The following is a 17,704-nucleotide window of genomic DNA, read 5'->3' as shown; positions in this document are numbered from 1 at the left end:
CTGTTCTGTCCACACGCGTCGTCCATGTCCACATCTCCCTCGCCGTCCACCACCGCCCCAGTCACCCCGGCCGCCTCCGGCGCCGTGATGCAGATCCTTCTCTCGGTTGCCTTTGTCCACCTGCTTAACGATTGTGTGCAGGCGGTGCTGCCGTCGATCTACCCGCTCCTGAAGCACGAATTCAACCTGACCTTCACCCAGGTCGGCCTGATCACGCTGACGTTCCAGTGCACCGCCTCGCTGCTGCAGCCGTGGATCGGCCTGTACACCGACAAGCGGCCGATTCCGTTCCTACTGCCGGCCGGGATGTGCGTAACGCTGCTCGGCGTGGGGTTACTGGCGTGGGCCAACAGCTATCCGATGCTGCTGGTTGCTGCCGGCATGATCGGCGTGGGCTCGTCGACCTTCCACCCGGAAGCATCGCGCGTGGCGCGCCTGGCGTCGGGCGGGCGCTTCGGGTTTGCACAGTCGGTGTTCCAGGTCGGCGGCAATGCCGGCTCGGCCCTGGGGCCGCTGCTGGCCGCGGCGATCGTCGTCGGGCGCGGGCAGGCCGAGATTGCCTGGTTCATGCTGCTCGTGCTCGTTGCGGTGGCGGTACTGGTGGGCGTGAGCCGCTGGTACAGCCATCACCTGATGAACATGGTCAAAAAGGCCGCGCTGCATGCCGGTCCGGCGCTGCCGCGCAAGAAGGTGATCCAGGCGCTGGCCGTGCTGGCGCTGCTGGTGTTTTCCAAGTACATCTACATGGCGAGCCTGCAGACCTATTACACCTTCTTCCTGATCGAAAAATTCAAGCTGCCGGTGGGCACCGCGCAGATGTACCTGTTCCTGTTCCTGGCATCGGTCGCGCTGGGCACGTTTGCGGGTGGGCCGATCGGCGACAAGATCGGGCGCAAGCGCGTGATCTGGTTCTCGATCCTGGGCGCGGCGCCATTCACCATCGCGCTGCCGTACGCCGACCTGTTCTGGACCGGCGTGCTGTCGGTCATCATCGGGCTGGTGATGTCGTCGGCGTTCTCGGCCATCGTCGTGTTCGCGCAGGAGCTGGTGCCAGGCAAGGTCGGCCTGATCTCGGGCATCTTCTTCGGCCTGATGTTCGGTATCAGCGGCGTGGGCGCGGCTGCGATGGGCAGCATCGCCGACGTGCACGGCATCGCGCAGGTGTACCAGATCGCCTCGTTCCTGCCGCTGCTGGGCATCTTGGCCGTGCTGCTGCCGCGCATCGACACCCGGCTCTAGCGGCCCGGCGCTATGATGGGTGTTTCCAATCACTGAGGAAGCATCCATGCGCCAGGACATTGAACGTATCGCCGCCTTCGACGACCACGGCGAGGGCGGCAATCCGGCCGGCGTCTGGATCGGCGCGGCCTTGCCGCCAGCGGTCGAGATGGCCGCCATCGCACGCGAGGTCGGGTTCTCGGAAACCGTCTTCGCGGCGCCCGAAGGCGAGGGCTGGCGCGTGCGGTATTTTTCCCCCGCCTCGGAAGTGCCGTTCTGCGGCCATGCGACGATCGCCCTCGGCGCCGCGCTGGCGCGCCGGCAGGGTGACGGCCGTTTTGCGCTGACCCTGAACGCCGCCGCGATCACCGTCGAGGGCCGGCACGATGGCGCGCAGATGCAGGCAGCGCTGCAGTCCCCACCCACCCGCAGCAGCCCCGCACCGGACGCGCTGGTCGATGGGGCGCTTGCGCTGTTCGGATACGGGCGCGCTGACCTCGATGTGCGCATGGCTCCTGCATGCATCCATGCCGGCGCCGACCATCTGCTGCTGGCGTTGACCAGTCGCGCCGCGCTGGCACGGATGGATTATGTGCTCGATGCAGGCCGGGCACTGATGCAGGCGCATGGCCTCGTGACGATCGTGCTGGCCTGGGCCGAACATGATCGGCTGTTTCATGCACGCAACGCTTTTGCATCCGGTGGCGTGCTGGAAGATCCGGCCACGGGTGCTGCCACGGCGGCGCTGGCGGGCTACCTGCGCGATATTCACTGGCCGCACGGCGGCCGGATCGACGTCGTACAGGGTGAGGACATGGGCATGCGCTCGCTCATTTCGGCCCAATTCGGCTCTGAAACAGGCGGCCCGGTGCGGGTCTCGGGCAGCGCGCGGATGCTCTGACAGCGGCGGCCAGAATGCAGGGCGCATGGCGCCTGAAATGCGGCCAGTTGACGCGGTTTTCCGCTCATTGAAACTGAAGGTGAAAAGTAGGTCTACTCAGCAATTAGATTGTCCATACGTCGCTTGATAATTGAATCCAGTCAATTTCTGTTTCAATTAATCAATCAAGGAGTTTCGTCATGGAGCAGTTCGCCGCCGCCGTCATCACCCCAGCCACGCTGTCGCGACCACGTCCCGTGCGTCCTCAGGTCGCCGGCAGCGCGACTGAGCGATTGCCGTTCACCATTCGCCGGGTAGAGACCGAGGCCGACCTGCTCAAGGCCGTGCGGATCCGCCATGCCGCCTATGCGCGCCACGTGCCCGATTTCGCACGGAGCCTGTCACAGCCTGAAGCGGCTGATTACGACGCCGACACCATCGTGCTGCTGGCCGAGTCGAAACTCGATGGCACGGCGATCGGCAGTACGCGTATCCGTACCAACCTGCACCGGCCGCTGGGCGTCGAAGAATCGGTGGTGCTGCCCGACTGGCTGCAGGGCAAGCGGCTGGTCGAAGCGACCCGGCTGGCGGTCGATGAAGGGCGCACCGGTCGCATGGTAAAAATTGCATTGGTCAAGGCCTGTTTCATGTATTGCCAGGACAACGCCATCGACTACTCGGTAGCGACGGGGCGCCCGCCGGTCGACCGTCAGTACGAGCAGATGCTGTTCGTCGATGTGTTCCCGGAAGACGGCCTGGTGCCGCTGCGGCATGTCGGAAATATCCCGCACCGCGTGATGGCATTCGAGATCGCGACCTTCCAGCAGCGCTGGACCGAAGCGCGTCATCCGATGCTCGACTTCTTCTTCAACACGGTGCACCCGGACATCGACATCGGCCCGGTCGTGCGCCCGGCCGTAACGGACTGGTCAGCGCGGGAAGAACTGGCCGTCGCCTGAGACCGATTTCACTGCGCGCGATCGACGTTTGTTCAACTACGAAGGGCATGACGGCGCTACGCTAAAGCTGTATCCTTGCGCTTTAGGAGCCGTCGTTGTCCGCACGGTGGTCACGCGCATTACCAAGGCCGCTCATGCCCAAGCTTTCTCATCAGTTCCGTGCGTCGTTACCAGCCGCGTTGCAAGCGGCTGTCGAACTGGTTCTGAAGACGTTTTCGTATTACCTCATCCCGATCGGGATCGCGGTTGTCTCACTGATCGCGCTCGTTTTCTGGCACGACGAATACCGCACCAGCGGCGACGTGCCACTGACAATGCATGTCATGACCGATGCGGCCGGTACGCTCGATCCGGCCAGCGCACTCGGGCCAACGCGCGAGCGTCCGCTGACCAACACCCATGACACCCATCTGTCCGAAGCGCCGGTCTGGTTCATCGTCGAGCCGATGCCGCGCCCGGGCGACCAGGTGCTCGAATTCCCGTCGCGTCATGCACTCGACATCGCCTGCTGGAACGCCGCTTCGCTGGCGCCCATGGGCAGTGCCAGCCGCAGCGACAGCAGTGGCCTGATGCGCGCTGACAAGGCCGGCTTCGCGCTGAGCGTCGCGCCGCTGCCGCGCCAGTTGCTGTGCCGTGGCACGTTCGCGGGCCCGGCGCGCCTGACGGTCGTGCAATGGCCGCTTGAGCAGTACGCGCTATCGGTCAAGCAATACCATCGCAAGTCAGGGCTGCTCGACGGCGGCATGATCGTGCTGGCGCTGTTTATCCTGATCACGGCGCTGATCAACCGCCAGCCCGTGTACGTGATGTTCGCCGGCTGGCTGATCCTGAACCTGCGCGTGGGCGCGCTGTCGGCCGGCTGGGACATCCAGTGGCTCGGCCAGGCGGTGCCGTCCGACTGGCTGCTGCGCAGCCGCGCCGTCACGTTCACCATGTACGGCATCGCGACGCTGACGCTGTACCAGGCGCTGCTCAAGGACCATCTGGCCGAGATGCGCTACGTGGTGCCGATGCGCGTCATGCAGTGGCTGTGCATGCCGATGCTGGCCGCTGCCATCCTGGTCCCGTACGGCATGTACCTGCCGCTGATGTGGGGCATCCTCGCGTGCTGCTTCTCGTTGATGACGATTGGCCTGTTCAAGATCATCGTCGAATCGCGCACGCGCGTCGCAGGCTGGTTTGCGGCGTCGTTCGCCGTCACCTTCATGGCCTCGCTGGCCGAAGTGGCCTCGGCCGCGTTCGGCATGCGCGAGTTGCTGGGCGTGATCAACAGCGTCACCGCCGCGCTCGCCTCGAGCCTGCTGGCGGCGCTGGCCGTGGCCGAACAGATGCGCATGGAAACCGAGAAGCGCCAGGAAGCCCAGGAGGAACTCGAACACGCGTACAAGGCGATGCCCGTCGGCCTGTTCACGCTCGATCTCTACGGACACTTCCTGAGCGTGAATCCGGCGCTGCAAAAAATGCTCGGCATCACGGACTTCGCGGCAGGCCGTACCGCGTGGCGCCAGTTCTTCACCGAGGCGAGCTGGGTCGCGCTACACGAGCAGGTCCATGCGAAGGTCGAGGCCGAGATGGAACTCACGAGCCGCGACGGCACGCAGCGCTTCCAGGTCAGCGCCACGCTGGCCCGATCCCGCATCGAGGGCGTGCTGCAGGACACCACCGAAAAACACAAGGCCACCGAGCAGTTGCGCTTCATGGCCAACAATGACCCACTGACCAAGGTCTTCAACCGGCGCGGCATCGAGCGCGAGTTCAGCAATGCCATTGCGAGCCTGGCTGCCGGTCGGCCGATGGCCATGGCGTATGTCGATCTCGATCGCTTCAAGCTGATCAACGACCTGTTCGGGCATGCCGCCGGCGACGAAGTGCTCAAGCAGGTCTGCGAACGGATGGGCGCAATGCTGGCCGGCGGCCAGCAGCTGGGCCGGGTAGGGGGTGACGAATTCGTGATCGTGATGCCGGAAACCGCCATTCCGCTGGCCTCGATCATCATCCGCGGCATTGTCGACCGGCTGGGCAGCACACCGTACCGCGTGGGTGACAAGGCCTTCCACGTGCGCGCATCGGTCGGCCTGATCGAGGTGGTGCCGGGCATGCCGATGAAGGATGCCGTGTCCACCGCCGACCGTGCCTGCCGCGAAGCCAAGACCGGCACGGGCGATGGCATGGTCGTGTACGAGCGCGGCGCCGATGCATTCCGCCAGCGCGCCGCCGAACTCGACCTGGTCGAGCGCCTGTCGGGCCCGGCCGCCACCGATGGCCTGCTACTTGAGATGCAGCCGATCATGTCGCTGCGCACGCCGTTCGAATCGCTCAATTTCGAGGTGCTGCTGCGCATGCGCGAGCCCGATGGCCGTGTCGTGCCGGCCGGCGCCGTGATCGCCGCTGCTGAAAAAAGCGGGCGCGCGAGCGTGATCGACCGCTGGGTGCTCACGAGCACCCTGGCCTGGATCGCCGAGCACAACGATGAGCTGGTCAATACGCGCTTCGTCTGCATGAACCTGTCGGGCGCGTCGCTGAACGACGAGCGCTTCGTGCAGGACACGTTCGACATCCTGGGCCGCTACGTGCATGTGGCCAGCCGCCTGTGCCTGGAGATCACCGAGAGCGTGGCCTTGCACGACCTTGACAACACGCGCCGCTTCATTGACCAGGTGCGCAGCTTCGGTGTGAAAGTGGCGCTGGACGACTTCGGCGCCGGCTACACATCGTTCTCGTACCTCAAAGAATTGCCGGCCGACGTGCTCAAGATCGATGGCAACTTCATCGTCAATATCAATGCGCACCCGGCCAACGTGGCGATTGTCGAGGCGATCGTCAGCCTGGCGGTCAATCTGGGCATGAAGACGATCGCGGAATGGGCCGAGGATGCGGCCACGGTCCAGACGCTGCAGGAAATAGGCGTCGATTATGTGCAGGGATTCGTCGTGGCGCGCTCGATGCCGCCCGAGCGCCTGCTGGAAGGGCGCTCCAGCGCCAGCTTTACCCAGGACGCCACCTTGCTGGCAATGCTCGGCGAGTGGGACAAGCCGCCAACGTCCCATCTGGCCAGCGTCACGCGCTTGCATTAGCCGGCAACGACTGTGTCGATGCAGGGCCGCTCAGGCTGCGGACTTGACGGCGTTGCGACGGCGGCGGGTCGTATAGCCCATCAGCGCCAGGCCAGCACCGATCAGTAGGCCAGTTGCGGGCTCCGGCACTTCGCCGCCTGGCGGAACGTCCACATCAGCGGTATTGAACGTGATCGTGCCGAAATTCCAGAAGCCGTCCGGCGAAATCGATTCATCATTGAAATCTTCGAAAAACTCGAGGCGCAGGATGCCGTCGGCATCCACGCTGAAGCTCAAGCCTTCGGCAACCAGATCAACCAGGTCCACGAATGTTTCCGTACCCGGCTCGTCGAGATCATCGCTGGGGTTCAGAATGACGCCATCGGTATTCGCAAAATTGGTAAATGCGAAACCAATCTCCGACAACCAGCTGGGCGTGAATGCGGTCACGTTGAAGTTGTAGCTGACGCTGGTGATGGTCGCATTGGCGCCGACATTGATTTCGTAGACGTCGTTACCCGCGTCGCCGATTTCCCCCGTACTCTGGACACCTGCAACGTTGAACGTAAACGGCGTGGCGAACGCAGAGGTGCAGGCGAGAAGCGACAGACCGACCAATAATTGTTTGAATGAGCGCACTGGCAAGATAACCTCCGATAAGTATATGCTTATCAGTTATGCAATTAGCATGCCAATCTTCCAATAATGAATAGGTTATTGATTTAACTGGCTATTTTGAGCATGCTCAAGCCGGTCAATGATTTAGTGTAAATTGTATCGACAGTTTTCATTGAATGGACAGGGCACACTCAATCAAGGCGGGCCAACGCTGTTGTCGACCGTACGTCACTCAACATGAACTGCGCGCGCGCTGCCTTGAGGGTCGCGATGTCACTGGCCAGGGCCCTGGCCGCGACATGCGTCATCGGCACCCGGATGCGCTGCGATATACGCGGAGACTCGCGCTGCGACTCGCGCTGAGATACGCGCGGCAGCGGCAGTACGTTCGCTTCGGCCGCCAATGGGTGGGCATGAACGCGCGTCACACCATCGTTGGCGAGTTCGCCCGCCATGCGCACGGTGGTGGCGCCGGCTTCGCAAGGGCGATCGGTCAGGGTCACGCGGCCCGCGTCATCCACACACTTGACGATGCTGGTCTCGGAAAATGCGACTGGCGCAGCCATCGTGGTGACGGCCAGCAGGGCCAGTTGGCAAATATGACGCTTCATGATCGACTCCTCGGTTCGGGTATAAATTTAACAACTTAATTGTCTTATTTGCATCATTCCGGTTCTGTGCGCCATTTCACATTCATTTGTAGGTCTGCGCGCCGTTCATTTGCAAGCGTGCGACGGTAAGTCTGTGCTTATCGCGGTCAAGGGCGTATAACGGCTTGACCATCACCCAGCCAGGAGAAACGCTTGAAAACAGCCGTATTCAGTGCACGCCGCTATGACAAGACCATGCTGGCGCAGGCCAACGATGGTGTCGGCCATGCGCTGCTGTTCATCGAAGAGCGGCTCAGCGTCGAGACGGCGAGCCAGGCGGCGGGGTGTGTTGCCGTGTGCGTATTCGTCAATGACACCGTCGACGCGGGCGTGCTGGACATCCTGGCGCGCCAAGGAACACGCCTGGTGGCCACGCGCTCGACCGGTTATAACCACATCGATGCCGCGGCCGCACGCCGGCTCGGCATCGAGGTCGTGCGCGTCACCGACTATTCGCCGAATTCGGTCGCTGAATTTGCGGTTGGCCTGTTGCTGGCTGTGAACCGCAAGATTGCGCGCGCCAGCGTGCGCACGCGTGAAGGCAACTTCGATCTCGACGGCCTGATGGGTTTTGACCTGCACGGCAAGACGGTCGGCGTGATCGGCACCGGCAAGATCGGGCTGATCTTTGCCCGCATCATGGCCGGTTTCGGCTGCACGCTGGTGGGCCATGACCTGTATCCGACGCCGGCATTCGAAGCGCTCGGCGGCCGCTATGCCAGCGTGGACGAGCTGCTCGCCTGCAGCGATGTCGTCTCGCTGCATTGCCCGCTGCTGGAGACGACGCACCACATCGTCGATGCGGCCGCCCTGGCGCGCGTCAAGCGTGGCTGCGTGCTGATCAACACCAGCCGCGGTGGCCTGGTCGATACCGACGCCGTGGTGCAGGCGCTCAAGACCGGCCAGCTGGGCGGGCTGGCCATCGACGTCTATGAACAGGAAGCGAGCCTGTTCTTCCAGGACCTGTCGTCGACGATCATCCTGGACGACGTGATCCAGCGTCTGGTGTCGTTCCCGAACGTGATCGTCACCGGCCATCAGGCCTTCTTCACGGTCGAAGCGATCGGCCAGATCATGCGCACGACCATCGACAGCATCAGCGCATTCGAGCGCGGCGAACCGCTCGTCAACCGGATTCCTGGCTGATGCAGGGTGCATGAATCGCTCCGCTTGCTGGACAGGTCGCCGAGCCTGCGCTACGGTGCAGGGATCAGACCAGCCACGGAGCAGAGCACATGCACATCGAGACGGTCCGTTTCGAGCGGATATTCGACGTCCAGTCCGGGGCATTCAGTTTTGAAGCGGATGGCAAGCGCGAGTTCAGCGTGATCTTCGATCACAAGAGCGTGCCTGATGCAGGCTCGACCTTTGCCGTTGTCCTTGACGAACCGGGCAACTGGCAGACGGTGGCCGGCTGGCGCGATCTTTCCATGCTCTCCGTTGGGCTCAAGCGTAGCGCCTGGGCCATTGCAATCGACCTGCTGTTCGATTTTTATTTCGTACTCCTCCCGATTCCCGTGTTGGCGCTGGTGTTGGGCGGCCCGTGGGCGGCACTGGCGGCGTTTGGTCTGATGGTACTGGGCGCCTGCGCCATGGTCGTGGGCGCGGCCAGGCACAACCGCCAGATCGAGCGGGCGCTGCTGGCCGTTTGCCCATCACCGCCCCGCGCAGTGACAGGGACCGACATGCTGGCGCGGCGCGCCGATCCGACGGCGCCTGCACATTGAGCAGTGCTACCCCCTCTGCGCCAGGCGGCGGATCGAGCACGAAGCGCGCAATGCACAGCAACTGTCCTGTCGGGTTTGACGATCCTGCGGGTCGCCGATAGACTGCGCCAACGTCTCCCTTATCCGTTGCTCCTGAAAGGACCACCCGCATGACCATGCTCCAGCTTCCCACGTATGACGACGTCGTCCAGGCCGCCGAACGCATTGCCGGCGCCGCGCACCGCACGCCGGTGCTGACGTCGCGCACCGTCAACGAGGAGTTCGGTGCCGAGGTGTTCTTCAAGTGCGAAAACATGCAGCGCATGGGCGCTTTCAAGTTCCGGGGCGGCTACAACGCGCTGGCCAGGTTCAGTCCGGAACAGCGGCGTGCCGGTGTCGTGGCGTTCTCGTCAGGCAACCACGCGCAGGCGATCGCGCTGTCGGCGCGGCTGCTCGACATACCCGCCACGATCATCATGCCGGAGGATGCGCCGGCCGCGAAGGTCGCCGCCACGCGCGGCTATGGCGCCACCGTCGTCACCTATGACCGCTATACCGAAGACCGCGAGCAGATCGGCCGCGCGCTGGCCGAGCGCGATGGCTTGACCTTGATCCCGCCATACGACCACGCGGACGTGATTGCAGGGCAGGGCACGGCGGCCAAGGAGTTGTTCGACGAGGTCGGCCCGCTCGACGCGTTCTTCGTCTGCCTGGGCGGCGGCGGTCTGCTGTCAGGCTCGGCACTGGCAACGCGCGCATTGTCGCCGGGGTGCCTGCTGTACGGCGTCGAGCCGGAAGCGGGCAACGATGGCCAGCAGTCGTTTCGCAGCGGGCAGATCGTGCACATCGACACGCCGCGCACGATCGCCGATGGCGCGCAGACGCAGCACCTGGGGCAGCTGACGTTCCCGATCATCCAGCGCGATGTGGACGACATCCTGACCGTCAGCGACGACGAACTGGTGGCGTGCATGCAGTTCTTTGCCGAGCGCATGAAGATCGTCGTCGAGCCAACCGGCTGCCTGGGCTTTGCGGCGGCGCGCAAGATGAAGGACAGCCTGCGCGGCAAGCGGATTGGCGTGCTGGTCAGTGGCGGGAATATCGATCTGGCCCGGTTTGCGAGCCTGATCGGGGCGTAATCCCTTTACGCTCTCAGTCCGCCAGCGGCAACGCCACCTGCAGCAGGAACCCGCCACCTTCGCGGTTGCTCACCTCGAGCCCTGCATTGTGGCGCGTGAGTACCCGCTCGACGATTGCCAGGCCCAGCCCGGCGCCATTGGCCTGGCCCCGCGCGCTGTCCAGCCGCGTGAAGGGTTTCATCAATTGCGCAATCTGGTCCGGCGGCACGCCCACGCCATGGTCGCCGATCTCGATCACGGCGCGCCGGCCGTGACCCGTCGCTTTGACGCGCAGCACGATATCGATCTCGGTGTAATCCTGCCCCGGCGTGATGCCATAGCGGCGGCCGTTCTCGATGATATTGTTGATCACGCGCCGCAGGTCGGTCGCGTTGCCCTGCACGTGCACGTCCGGCATCAGGTCGGTCCTGATGCGCAGGCTCGGGATGCGGCCGGCATCGCGGCCGATGTCCGCCAGCAGCTCGGACAGATTCACCGGCACAAAGGTGGCTGCTTCGGTCGGCTTGGCGTAGTCGAGGAACTGGCCGATGATGGCGTCCATCTGCGCGATGTCCGACTGCATGCCGTCGCGCGCTTCCTGTGACAGGTTGGCCATTTCCACTTCAAGACCCATGCGCGCCAGCGGCGTGCGCAGGTCGTGCGAGATGCCGGCCAGGATCACGGCGCGATCTTTCTCGACCTGGGCCAGGTCTTCGACCATCTGGTTGAAGCTGCGATTGGCCTCGATGATCTCTTGCGAACCTTTTTCGGGCAGCGGCGCGGGCCGCTCGCCCTTGGCAATGGCGCGTGCAGCCGACGTCAGGCGCGCCAGCGGGCGATTGACGAGGCTCGAGATCAGCGCTGCGCCCAGCACCGACAGCAGGCCGACGACGACCGCCCAGCCGAGCCACTGCACGCGTGTCAGGCCCGCCAGGCGCTCGCGCTCGAGCATCAGCCAGTATTTGTCGTCTTCGATATCGAAGCTGATGTAAAAGCCTGGCACGCCGTTCACACCGCTGGAAAAACGCGTGTCGGCGCCCAGTCGTTCGCGCACGATGGCGGCGATTTCGGGCATCAGGGGATTGTGCGGCGGCGGGTCGATGACGTCGCTGTCTTCGAGCGTGAAGATGCGGATGCCTTCGTTCGAGGCCAGTTCGAGCAGCAGTTCGAGCCGCAGGTCGGGTGCCGAGTGCGTCAGCGCGGCCTTGGTGATGGTCACCACGGACACCACGGTTTCGGCCGTCTGCTGCACTTGCGGGCCGCGCTGGTAGACGTTGATCATGCCGATCCAGGCGCCCATCGAGACAGCCGTGAGCACCGACATCAAAAAGAACGTGCGCCAGAACAGGCCGCTCTTGAACCAGGCGAAGCGCACGGCGCGGTGCGCCGCCGCGAGCGACGTGAATGCAGGAGGCTTCACTAGCGTGGCTGACCCTCTGGGATGAACACATAGCCCAGGCCCCAGACGGTCTGGATGTACAGCGGGCTGGACGGATCGGGTTCGATCAGCTTGCGCAGGCGCGAGATCTGGACGTCGAGCGAGCGGTCGAACACTTCGTATTCGCGGCCGCGGGCCAGTTCCATCAGCTTCTCGCGCGACAGCGGCTGGCGTGCGTGACGCGCAAACACCTTGAGTACCGAGAATTCGCCGGTGGTCAACGGCACCGTGTCGCCGTTTTTCTTCAGCGTGCGCGTGCCCAGGTCGAGAATGAAGTCGCCAAACTCGAAGGTCTGCGGGGTTTCCGATGGCGCACCCGGGATCTCGTCCGGGCCCTTGCGGCGCAGCACGGCGCCGATACGGGCCACCAGTTCACGCGGGTTGAATGGCTTGGGCAGGTAGTCGTCGGCGCCCATTTCGAGGCCGACAATGCGGTCGACATCTTCGCCCTTGGCGGTGAGCATGATGATCGGGGTCTGGTCGCCGGCGCCGCGCAGGCGGCGGCAGATCGACAGGCCGTCTTCGCCCGGCAGCATCAGGTCGAGCACGAGCAGGTCGTAGCGTTCGCGCAGCCACAGCTTGTTCATGGCCGGCGCGCTTTCAGCGGTCACGACCTGGAAACCCTGTTCGGTGAGATAGCGGCGCAGCAGATCGCGCAGGCGCACGTCGTCGTCCACGACCATGATCTTGGCGGAATGGCCGCCTTGCGTACCGGTACCCACGTTAATGTTCGGAGTCGTTGAAGTCATGGAGCTGTCCAGATTGTCAGATGAATGTCGCTATGGTAACTTCTTATGGCTTGACCGCAGGTATGACTCAGCTCAGCCATTACAATGTGTTACAAACTTTACCCAATTAGTCTTACCCCGTATTCGGTATCAACCTACACTGGCGTCAAGTGATCAACACAGCTTATCCGTTTATCAGGCATCACGGAAGAGGAACACCATGAACCACGCGCTCAACGACAATCCAGCAGCACCCGGTACCGCTTGCGGCCGGTTCGCCCGGCTTGTGCGCCTCGGTGTTCTCGCCTGCGCCCTGGCGGCGACCGGCGCCGGTGCATTGGCCCAGGACCAGGATCGCAACCGTCGCACCGACGACGCTCAGGCACGCGAGCGTTACGAAATGCAGGCGCAGCGCGATGCGAGAGCATTCGAAGTACGCGAGCAGGGGCGCCGCAATGCCGACGTCCAGCAGGATTCGGCACGTGAAGAGCGTCCCCGCGGCCGGCTGTCGCCGGACGAGCGGCGCGATCTGCGGCGCCAGATCAAGGAAGGCGCGGATCTGTATCCCAGTTCGCGCCGCCGCTGACAAGCGGCTGCTTCAGTAAACACAACGGCGCCGATGGCGCCGTTGTCACGTCTGGGGAATGCATGACGACCATTTCCGGGCCTTGCCCCACACCTTCACCAGGACTGTAAATTTTCTTTTTTGCAAACCTCATTGCTATATGTTTATTTAATTTGCGCAACATGCTATGTTCTCGGGCGCCTTACTCTTGGTAGGGCATGTGTCGACAATATAAGCAACCTGGAGCGTGAACGTGCCCTACCTCGCCATCCCCTCTGCCGCGCGTTTTGTCTCTGACGGCCCGGAACACTGCATCGCCCGGCGCGCTGACGGCGTGTATGCCGATCCCGCGTTGCTCGGCACGACGCTGGTGGGGGCGCTCGACAGCATTTTGCGCTCCGGGAACTACCTGGCTGGGCTCGATTATGCCGTTCTGATCAAGGCGCTGTACGGCCACGGCCCGGCACTGCCGCGCGATGCAGCCGGTCAGGTACAGGTGCGCATCGCCGATGACATTCTTCCGTTCACCCCGGCACGGCAGGCGTTGTACCGTTCGGTAAAAATCACGGACGGCCAAGCCGAATACTATTTCGAGCCGGTGCTTGAGCCCGACCCCGATGGCGGCGAGCGGCCAACCGCGCTCGATGCCGATGAATTCGTTGCCGACATGTGGATCAAGGGGATCCGCTTCGGCGCCGAGGTCGATGCCATCCGCGACGCCATCGGCAAGGGCGCGACCGGGCGCTGCATTGTGGCGCGCCGCCTGGCGCCGATCGACGGCGACGCGGCGCGTGTCGAAGAGGTCACGAGCGAACTGCACCGCAGCGATGCGCCGCTCCAGCTGGCCAATGGCAAGCTCGATCTCATGAGCTTCCAGAACCGCTTCCCGCAGGTGCAGATCGGCACGCGCCTCTTGCGCAAGGTGCCACGCACGGTGGGCAGTCCGGGTTTCGAGCTGACCGGCATCCCCATCCTGGCCGAGATCGGCAAGGATCTCGACCTGGGCGTCTACGCCGCCGACGGCACTGGCATCGATATCGTGCCTGCCGGCGAGTTCCTGATTGCGCGCCGCGACGGGTTCCTGAATGTCGACCCCAAGAGCAGCCGCATCGCCATCTCCGACAAGATCGTCAGTCACGACGGCGTCAGCGCCCGGACCACGGGCAACCTGCACCTGAGCGGCGACTACGAAGAGTTCGGCGAGGTGCAGGAGCAACGCATCATCGAAGGCGACAGCATCACCGTGCACGCGGACGTGTATGGCCACGTGCTCTCGCGCGGCGGGGCGGTCCGGCTCGAGCGCAACCTGGTCGGCGGCAGTGCGCGCAACCTGAACGGCGGCGTGCGCGTGCTGGGCGTGGCCTCCAGCGCCACGATCCAGGCCGCCAGGGGCGACGTGATCCTGGGGCGGGCCGAGAACTGCGTGATTTCCGGTGCGCGCATCCGCATCGATACGGCAATCAACTGCGAGATCATGGGCGACGATGTCGAGGTCACGCACGCCGAAGGCAGCGCCATCGCGGGCCGGCGCGTGAAGATCGGCAGCGCCGCCCCCTGGAAACAGGGCGAGATGCTGGTGTATCTGCTGCGGCCCGACTGTGCCCGCATCGACGATGCGATGGCCCAGGTGCGTGAGCGGATCGGGCAGTTCGGTCAGCTCGCGGCGCGTCACCGCGCATCGATCGACACGCTCGCGGCGCAGCCGCACCTGAGCAAGTACCTGAAAATCGCACCGCGCATCCGTAGCGGCGATCTGGTGCTCAAGCCCGAGCAGGTGCCCCAGTTCCAGCGCATGACCGACACCGCCGGGCCGGCGCTCAAGGAGCTTGGCCGCCTGTCGGACGAAGCGAAAAAGCTCGACGCCGAACGGCAGTCGGGGATGGAAGTACTGGGCCGGCTGGAGGCGCAGCGCTACGACCGCGTCGGCGCGGCGCAGATCGCGCTGGAGACCATTGCCGGCGAGGTGCAGGTGCGCGCCTTGCCGTACGAGCCGGATCTGGGCTGCATCTGGGACCAGGGGCCGCGCGACATCCGCCTGCGCCTGCGCGACGCGATGGGCACCGAGCTACTGCACGCCGGGCGCGAGGGCGCCTGGGCCTGGGATTCCGCGTCACCCACACCGCTGGGTTGAGCCACCGCAGCCCCGCAGGCGGGCAGTGCGAATTGATTGCAGTCAAGATCACCGGGTCCGGCAGGCTTACGATGGTGGTCGGACTGATCAAGGATCTGCCATGCACACCACATCGCGCGCGCCACGGTCTGGCGCACCAACGGATTACCTCAGCTTCATGCTCGATGGGCAGGAGTACGGACTCGATTGCGCGCGGGTGCAGGAACTCAAATTGCTCAAGTCCCTCGAACGCTTCGCGGAAGACGGCGACATCATCGGCGGCGTCGCACTGTCGCATGGCGTGATCCTGCCGGTGATCGACATGCGCACCACCGCCACTCAAGGCACAGGTGCAGGCGCGGGTGCGGGTATCGTGCACCCCGATACCGACGTGATCATCCTGCGCCTGTCGAGCGGTCTGGTGGGCATGGTCGTGGAAGGGGTAACGGGCATCGTGCACGTGCGCCCGGAAGCCGTACAGGCCGTCCCGGGCGAGGCCGGTGCGAGTTACCTGATCGGCATTGCCCGCATCGATGGCCGGTGCGTCGTGTTGATCGACATCGATGGCCTCGTGTCGTTGTCGCCGCGGCGGCCGCTCAGGGCCGCCTGACGGCGTCGTACTGCTTATCCAGCTGGTTTACGCCAGCGCTTCCAGCTGTTCCTGCAGCGTCAACCATTCCAACTCGAGCGTTTCCAGATCCCGTGCCACGAACGCCTGGTCGGCCACCAGCGTCTTGAGGCGATCCTTGTTGTGCGCATCGTAGATCGTCGGGTCGAGCAAGGCGGCATCGATCGTGGCCTTCTTTGCCTGCAGCTTGGCCATCTGCTCGTCCAGGCGCTTGACCTTGCTTTCGATCGGCTTGCGCTGCGCGGCGTTGCGCTGGCGCTCTTCGGCGCCCAGGCGCTTTTGTTCCTTGCGCTCGGCCGGCGTGGCGCTCGGCACCGGCGCGACGGGCGCGGCGGCCTTGGCCAATGGCAGGATGTCGGTGCCTTTGCCCAGCTTGGTCTTGAACAGCCAGTCCTTGTAGTCGTCCAGGTCGCCATCGAACGGTTGCAGGCGGCCGTCGGCAACGATGATGAATTCATCGGTCGTCGCGCGCAGCAGGTGGCGATCGTGGGACACCACGATCAGCGTGCCTTCGAACTGCGCCAGCGCCATCGTCAGCGCTTCGCGCGTTTCCAGGTCCAGGTGGTTGGTCGGTTCATCGAGCAGCAGCAGGTTAGGGCGCTGCCAGACGATCAGGGCCAGCGCCAGGCGCGCCTTTTCGCCGCCCGAGAACGGCTTGATCGAGCTGGTCACCATGTCGCCCGGGAAGTTGAAGCTGCCCAGGAAGTTGCGCAGTTCCTGCTCGCGCACCGTCGGCGCGATCTTGGCCAGGTGCCACAGGGGCGACTCGTCATGGCGCAGCATCTCGACCTGGTGCTGGGCGAAGTAGCCGATCGACAGGCCCTTGCCGATCGTCGCTTCGCCGGTCAGCGGCATCAGCTCGCCGGCGATGGTCTTGATCAGCGTCGATTTACCGGCGCCGTTCACGCCCAGCAGGCCAATGCGCTGGCCGATGGTCAGCGAAAAGTCGATGTGGTTGACGATGGTTTTCTTGCCAACCTTGTCGCCATGCTCGTCGAGCAGGAAGTAGCCGGCATCGACCTTGTCCAGCACCAGCAGCGGATTCGGGGCCGACAGCGGCTCGCGGAAGTCGAACGAGAATTCGGCCGCAGCGCGCAGCGGCGCCAGCTCTTCCATCTTGGCCAGGGCCTTCATGCGGCTCTGCGCCTGGCGCGCCTTGGAGGCCTGCGCCTTGAAGCGGTTGACGAACGACTCCAGGTGCGCGCGCTGGCGCTGCTGCTTCTCGAGTGCGCCGGCGGCCAGGATCATCTGGGCGGCGCGCTGGCGCTCGAAACCCGAGTAGTTGGCCGTGTAGCGTTTCAGCTTGCGCTCGTCGATGTGCACGATCACGTTGACCACTTCGTCAAGGAAGTCGCGATCGTGGGAAATGATGATCAGGGTACCCGTGTAGCGCTTGAGCCAGTCTTCGAGCCAGATGATCGCATCCAGATCCAGGTGGTTGGTCGGTTCATCGAGCAGCAGCAGGTCGGACGGGCACATCAGCGCCTGCGCCAGGTTCAGGCGCATGCGCCAGCCACCCGAGAAGCTCGCCACCGGCTGGTTCATCTGCGCCAGCGAAAAGCCCAGGCCCAGCAGCAGCTGTTCGCCGCGCGACTGCACCGTGTAGCCATCGGCATCGGCCAGCATGCCGTGCAGCTCGCCCAGACGCATGCCGTGGGCATCGACGTCCGGGTGCGATTCCAGTTCTTCCAGCTCGGCCTGGAGCTTGCGCAGGCCGACGTCGCCGTCGATGGCGTAATCGAGCGCCGCGCGGTCCAGCGCTGGTGTCTCTTGCGCCACGTACGCCATGCGCCATTTGGCCGGGAAGTCGATCTGGCCCTGGTCCGGGTGCAGCTCGTTACGGAGCATGCCGAACAGGCTCGATTTGCCGGCGCCGTTGGCGCCGATCAGGCCGATCTTGTCGCCCGGGTTGAGGGTCAGGTCGGCATCGACGAGCAGCGGCTTGGTGCCGCGCATCAGGCTGACGTTCTGGATACGGATCATGGTGTGGGACGCTTGAAAGTTGACGTGCAGCGTGGGGTGGGCAACCGAGT

General features: G+C 64.3%; 15 protein-coding genes. 10 read left to right on the top strand and 5 right to left on the bottom strand.

What is annotated here, in order from left to right; all coding sequences use genetic code 11:
* The first annotated feature begins 87 nt into the window (after positions 1 to 87).
* The 4 genes from AC56LY_RS12025 to AC56LY_RS12010 all read left to right on the top strand — a co-directional run bounded on the left by AC56LY_RS12025 (position 88) and on the right by AC56LY_RS12010 (position 6,131).
* Entirely contained in the window at positions 88 to 1,239 is a 1,152-nt protein-coding gene (locus tag AC56LY_RS12025) for an MFS transporter (protein WP_499582034.1), read from the top strand.
* Between the two features lie 46 nt (positions 1,240 to 1,285).
* Positions 1,286 to 2,119, top strand: coding sequence for a PhzF family phenazine biosynthesis protein (locus tag AC56LY_RS12020; RefSeq protein WP_499579648.1), 834 nt, complete (start codon positions 1,286 to 1,288; stop codon positions 2,117 to 2,119).
* Positions 2,120 to 2,298: 179 nt separating this feature from the next.
* Positions 2,299 to 3,057, top strand: a complete 759-nt coding sequence (locus AC56LY_RS12015; protein ID WP_499579645.1) for an N-acyl amino acid synthase FeeM domain-containing protein — start codon at positions 2,299 to 2,301, stop codon at positions 3,055 to 3,057.
* 134 nt (positions 3,058 to 3,191) lie between these two features.
* Entirely contained in the window at positions 3,192 to 6,131 is a 2,940-nt protein-coding gene (locus tag AC56LY_RS12010; protein ID WP_499579642.1) for a putative bifunctional diguanylate cyclase/phosphodiesterase, read from the top strand.
* A 30-nt stretch (positions 6,132 to 6,161) separates the two neighbouring features.
* Here the strand turns inward: AC56LY_RS12010 and AC56LY_RS12005 are convergent, their stop codons facing one another.
* Both AC56LY_RS12005 and AC56LY_RS12000 read right to left on the bottom strand, forming a co-directional pair.
* Complete coding sequence (locus AC56LY_RS12005; protein ID WP_499582032.1) at positions 6,162 to 6,749, bottom strand: PEP-CTERM sorting domain-containing protein; 588 nt, start codon at positions 6,747 to 6,749, stop codon at positions 6,162 to 6,164.
* 170 nt (positions 6,750 to 6,919) lie between these two features.
* Entirely contained in the window at positions 6,920 to 7,339 is a 420-nt protein-coding gene (locus tag AC56LY_RS12000) for a DUF4124 domain-containing protein (RefSeq protein ID WP_499579639.1), read from the bottom strand.
* 192 nt (positions 7,340 to 7,531) lie between these two features.
* Here AC56LY_RS12000 and AC56LY_RS11995 point away from each other — a divergent pair, with 192 nt between their 5' ends.
* The 3 genes from AC56LY_RS11995 to AC56LY_RS11985 all read left to right on the top strand — a co-directional run bounded on the left by AC56LY_RS11995 (position 7,532) and on the right by AC56LY_RS11985 (position 10,223).
* Positions 7,532 to 8,524: a 2-hydroxyacid dehydrogenase gene (locus AC56LY_RS11995; protein WP_499579636.1), complete on the top strand. Its 993-nt coding sequence runs from the start codon at positions 7,532 to 7,534 to the stop codon at positions 8,522 to 8,524.
* An 89-nt stretch (positions 8,525 to 8,613) separates the two neighbouring features.
* Complete coding sequence (locus AC56LY_RS11990) at positions 8,614 to 9,105, top strand: hypothetical protein (RefSeq protein ID WP_499579633.1); 492 nt, start codon at positions 8,614 to 8,616, stop codon at positions 9,103 to 9,105.
* A 149-nt stretch (positions 9,106 to 9,254) separates the two neighbouring features.
* The gene (locus AC56LY_RS11985; RefSeq protein ID WP_499579629.1) at positions 9,255 to 10,223 is read left to right on the top strand and encodes a threo-3-hydroxy-L-aspartate ammonia-lyase; all 969 of its coding nucleotides are present in this window, start codon (positions 9,255 to 9,257) and stop codon (positions 10,221 to 10,223) included.
* Positions 10,224 to 10,236: 13 nt separating this feature from the next.
* Here the strand turns inward: AC56LY_RS11985 and AC56LY_RS11980 are convergent, their stop codons facing one another.
* Together AC56LY_RS11980 and ompR are read right to left on the bottom strand one after the other, a co-directional pair.
* Entirely contained in the window at positions 10,237 to 11,622 is a 1,386-nt protein-coding gene (locus AC56LY_RS11980) for a sensor histidine kinase family protein (RefSeq protein WP_499579627.1), read from the bottom strand.
* Positions 11,622 to 12,389: an osmolarity response regulator transcription factor OmpR gene (gene ompR, locus AC56LY_RS11975; protein WP_482899376.1), complete on the bottom strand. Its 768-nt coding sequence runs from the start codon at positions 12,387 to 12,389 to the stop codon at positions 11,622 to 11,624. The genes AC56LY_RS11980 and ompR overlap by 1 nt, the downstream gene beginning before the upstream one ends.
* 199 nt (positions 12,390 to 12,588) lie before the next feature.
* Here ompR and AC56LY_RS11970 point away from each other — a divergent pair, with 199 nt between their 5' ends.
* The 3 genes from AC56LY_RS11970 to AC56LY_RS11960 all read left to right on the top strand — a co-directional run bounded on the left by AC56LY_RS11970 (position 12,589) and on the right by AC56LY_RS11960 (position 15,653).
* Entirely contained in the window at positions 12,589 to 12,954 is a 366-nt protein-coding gene (locus AC56LY_RS11970; RefSeq protein WP_499579624.1) for a hypothetical protein, read from the top strand.
* 232 nt (positions 12,955 to 13,186) lie between these two features.
* On the top strand, positions 13,187 to 15,064 hold the full coding sequence (locus AC56LY_RS11965) for a flagellar assembly protein A (protein ID WP_499579621.1): 1,878 nt from the start codon (positions 13,187 to 13,189) through the stop codon (positions 15,062 to 15,064).
* Between the two features lie 100 nt (positions 15,065 to 15,164).
* Positions 15,165 to 15,653 carry a chemotaxis protein CheW gene (locus AC56LY_RS11960; protein WP_499579619.1) on the top strand — a complete coding sequence of 163 codons (489 nt, stop codon included), beginning with the start codon at positions 15,165 to 15,167 and terminating at the stop codon, positions 15,651 to 15,653.
* A 27-nt stretch (positions 15,654 to 15,680) separates the two neighbouring features.
* Here the strand turns inward: AC56LY_RS11960 and AC56LY_RS11955 are convergent, their stop codons facing one another.
* Positions 15,681 to 17,654: an ATP-binding cassette domain-containing protein gene (locus tag AC56LY_RS11955; protein WP_499579617.1), complete on the bottom strand. Its 1,974-nt coding sequence runs from the start codon at positions 17,652 to 17,654 to the stop codon at positions 15,681 to 15,683.
* Positions 17,655 to 17,704 lie beyond the last annotated feature (50 nt).

The organism is Telluria sp. ZT3P25 (assembly GCF_059685895.1).
This window is presented reverse-complemented; position numbering and strand designations above follow the sequence as displayed.

Coding starts and splice junctions, on each gene's coding strand:
- AC56LY_RS12020 (WP_499579648.1), top strand. CDS start 1,286: ATGCGCCAGGACATTGAACGTATCGCCGCCTTCGACGACCACGGCGAG.
- AC56LY_RS12010 (WP_499579642.1), top strand. CDS start 3,192: ATGCCCAAGCTTTCTCATCAGTTCCGTGCGTCGTTACCAGCCGCGTTG.
- AC56LY_RS11990 (WP_499579633.1), top strand. CDS start 8,614: ATGCACATCGAGACGGTCCGTTTCGAGCGGATATTCGACGTCCAGTCC.
- AC56LY_RS11960 (WP_499579619.1), top strand. CDS start 15,165: ATGCACACCACATCGCGCGCGCCACGGTCTGGCGCACCAACGGATTAC.
- AC56LY_RS11970 (WP_499579624.1), top strand. CDS start 12,589: ATGAACCACGCGCTCAACGACAATCCAGCAGCACCCGGTACCGCTTGC.
- AC56LY_RS12015 (WP_499579645.1), top strand. CDS start 2,299: ATGGAGCAGTTCGCCGCCGCCGTCATCACCCCAGCCACGCTGTCGCGA.
- AC56LY_RS11955 (WP_499579617.1), bottom strand. CDS start 17,654: ATGATCCGTATCCAGAACGTCAGCCTGATGCGCGGCACCAAGCCGCTG.
- ompR (WP_482899376.1), bottom strand. CDS start 12,389: ATGACTTCAACGACTCCGAACATTAACGTGGGTACCGGTACGCAAGGC.
- AC56LY_RS12000 (WP_499579639.1), bottom strand. CDS start 7,339: ATGAAGCGTCATATTTGCCAACTGGCCCTGCTGGCCGTCACCACGATG.
- AC56LY_RS12025 (WP_499582034.1), top strand. CDS start 88: ATGCAGATCCTTCTCTCGGTTGCCTTTGTCCACCTGCTTAACGATTGT.
- AC56LY_RS11985 (WP_499579629.1), top strand. CDS start 9,255: ATGACCATGCTCCAGCTTCCCACGTATGACGACGTCGTCCAGGCCGCC.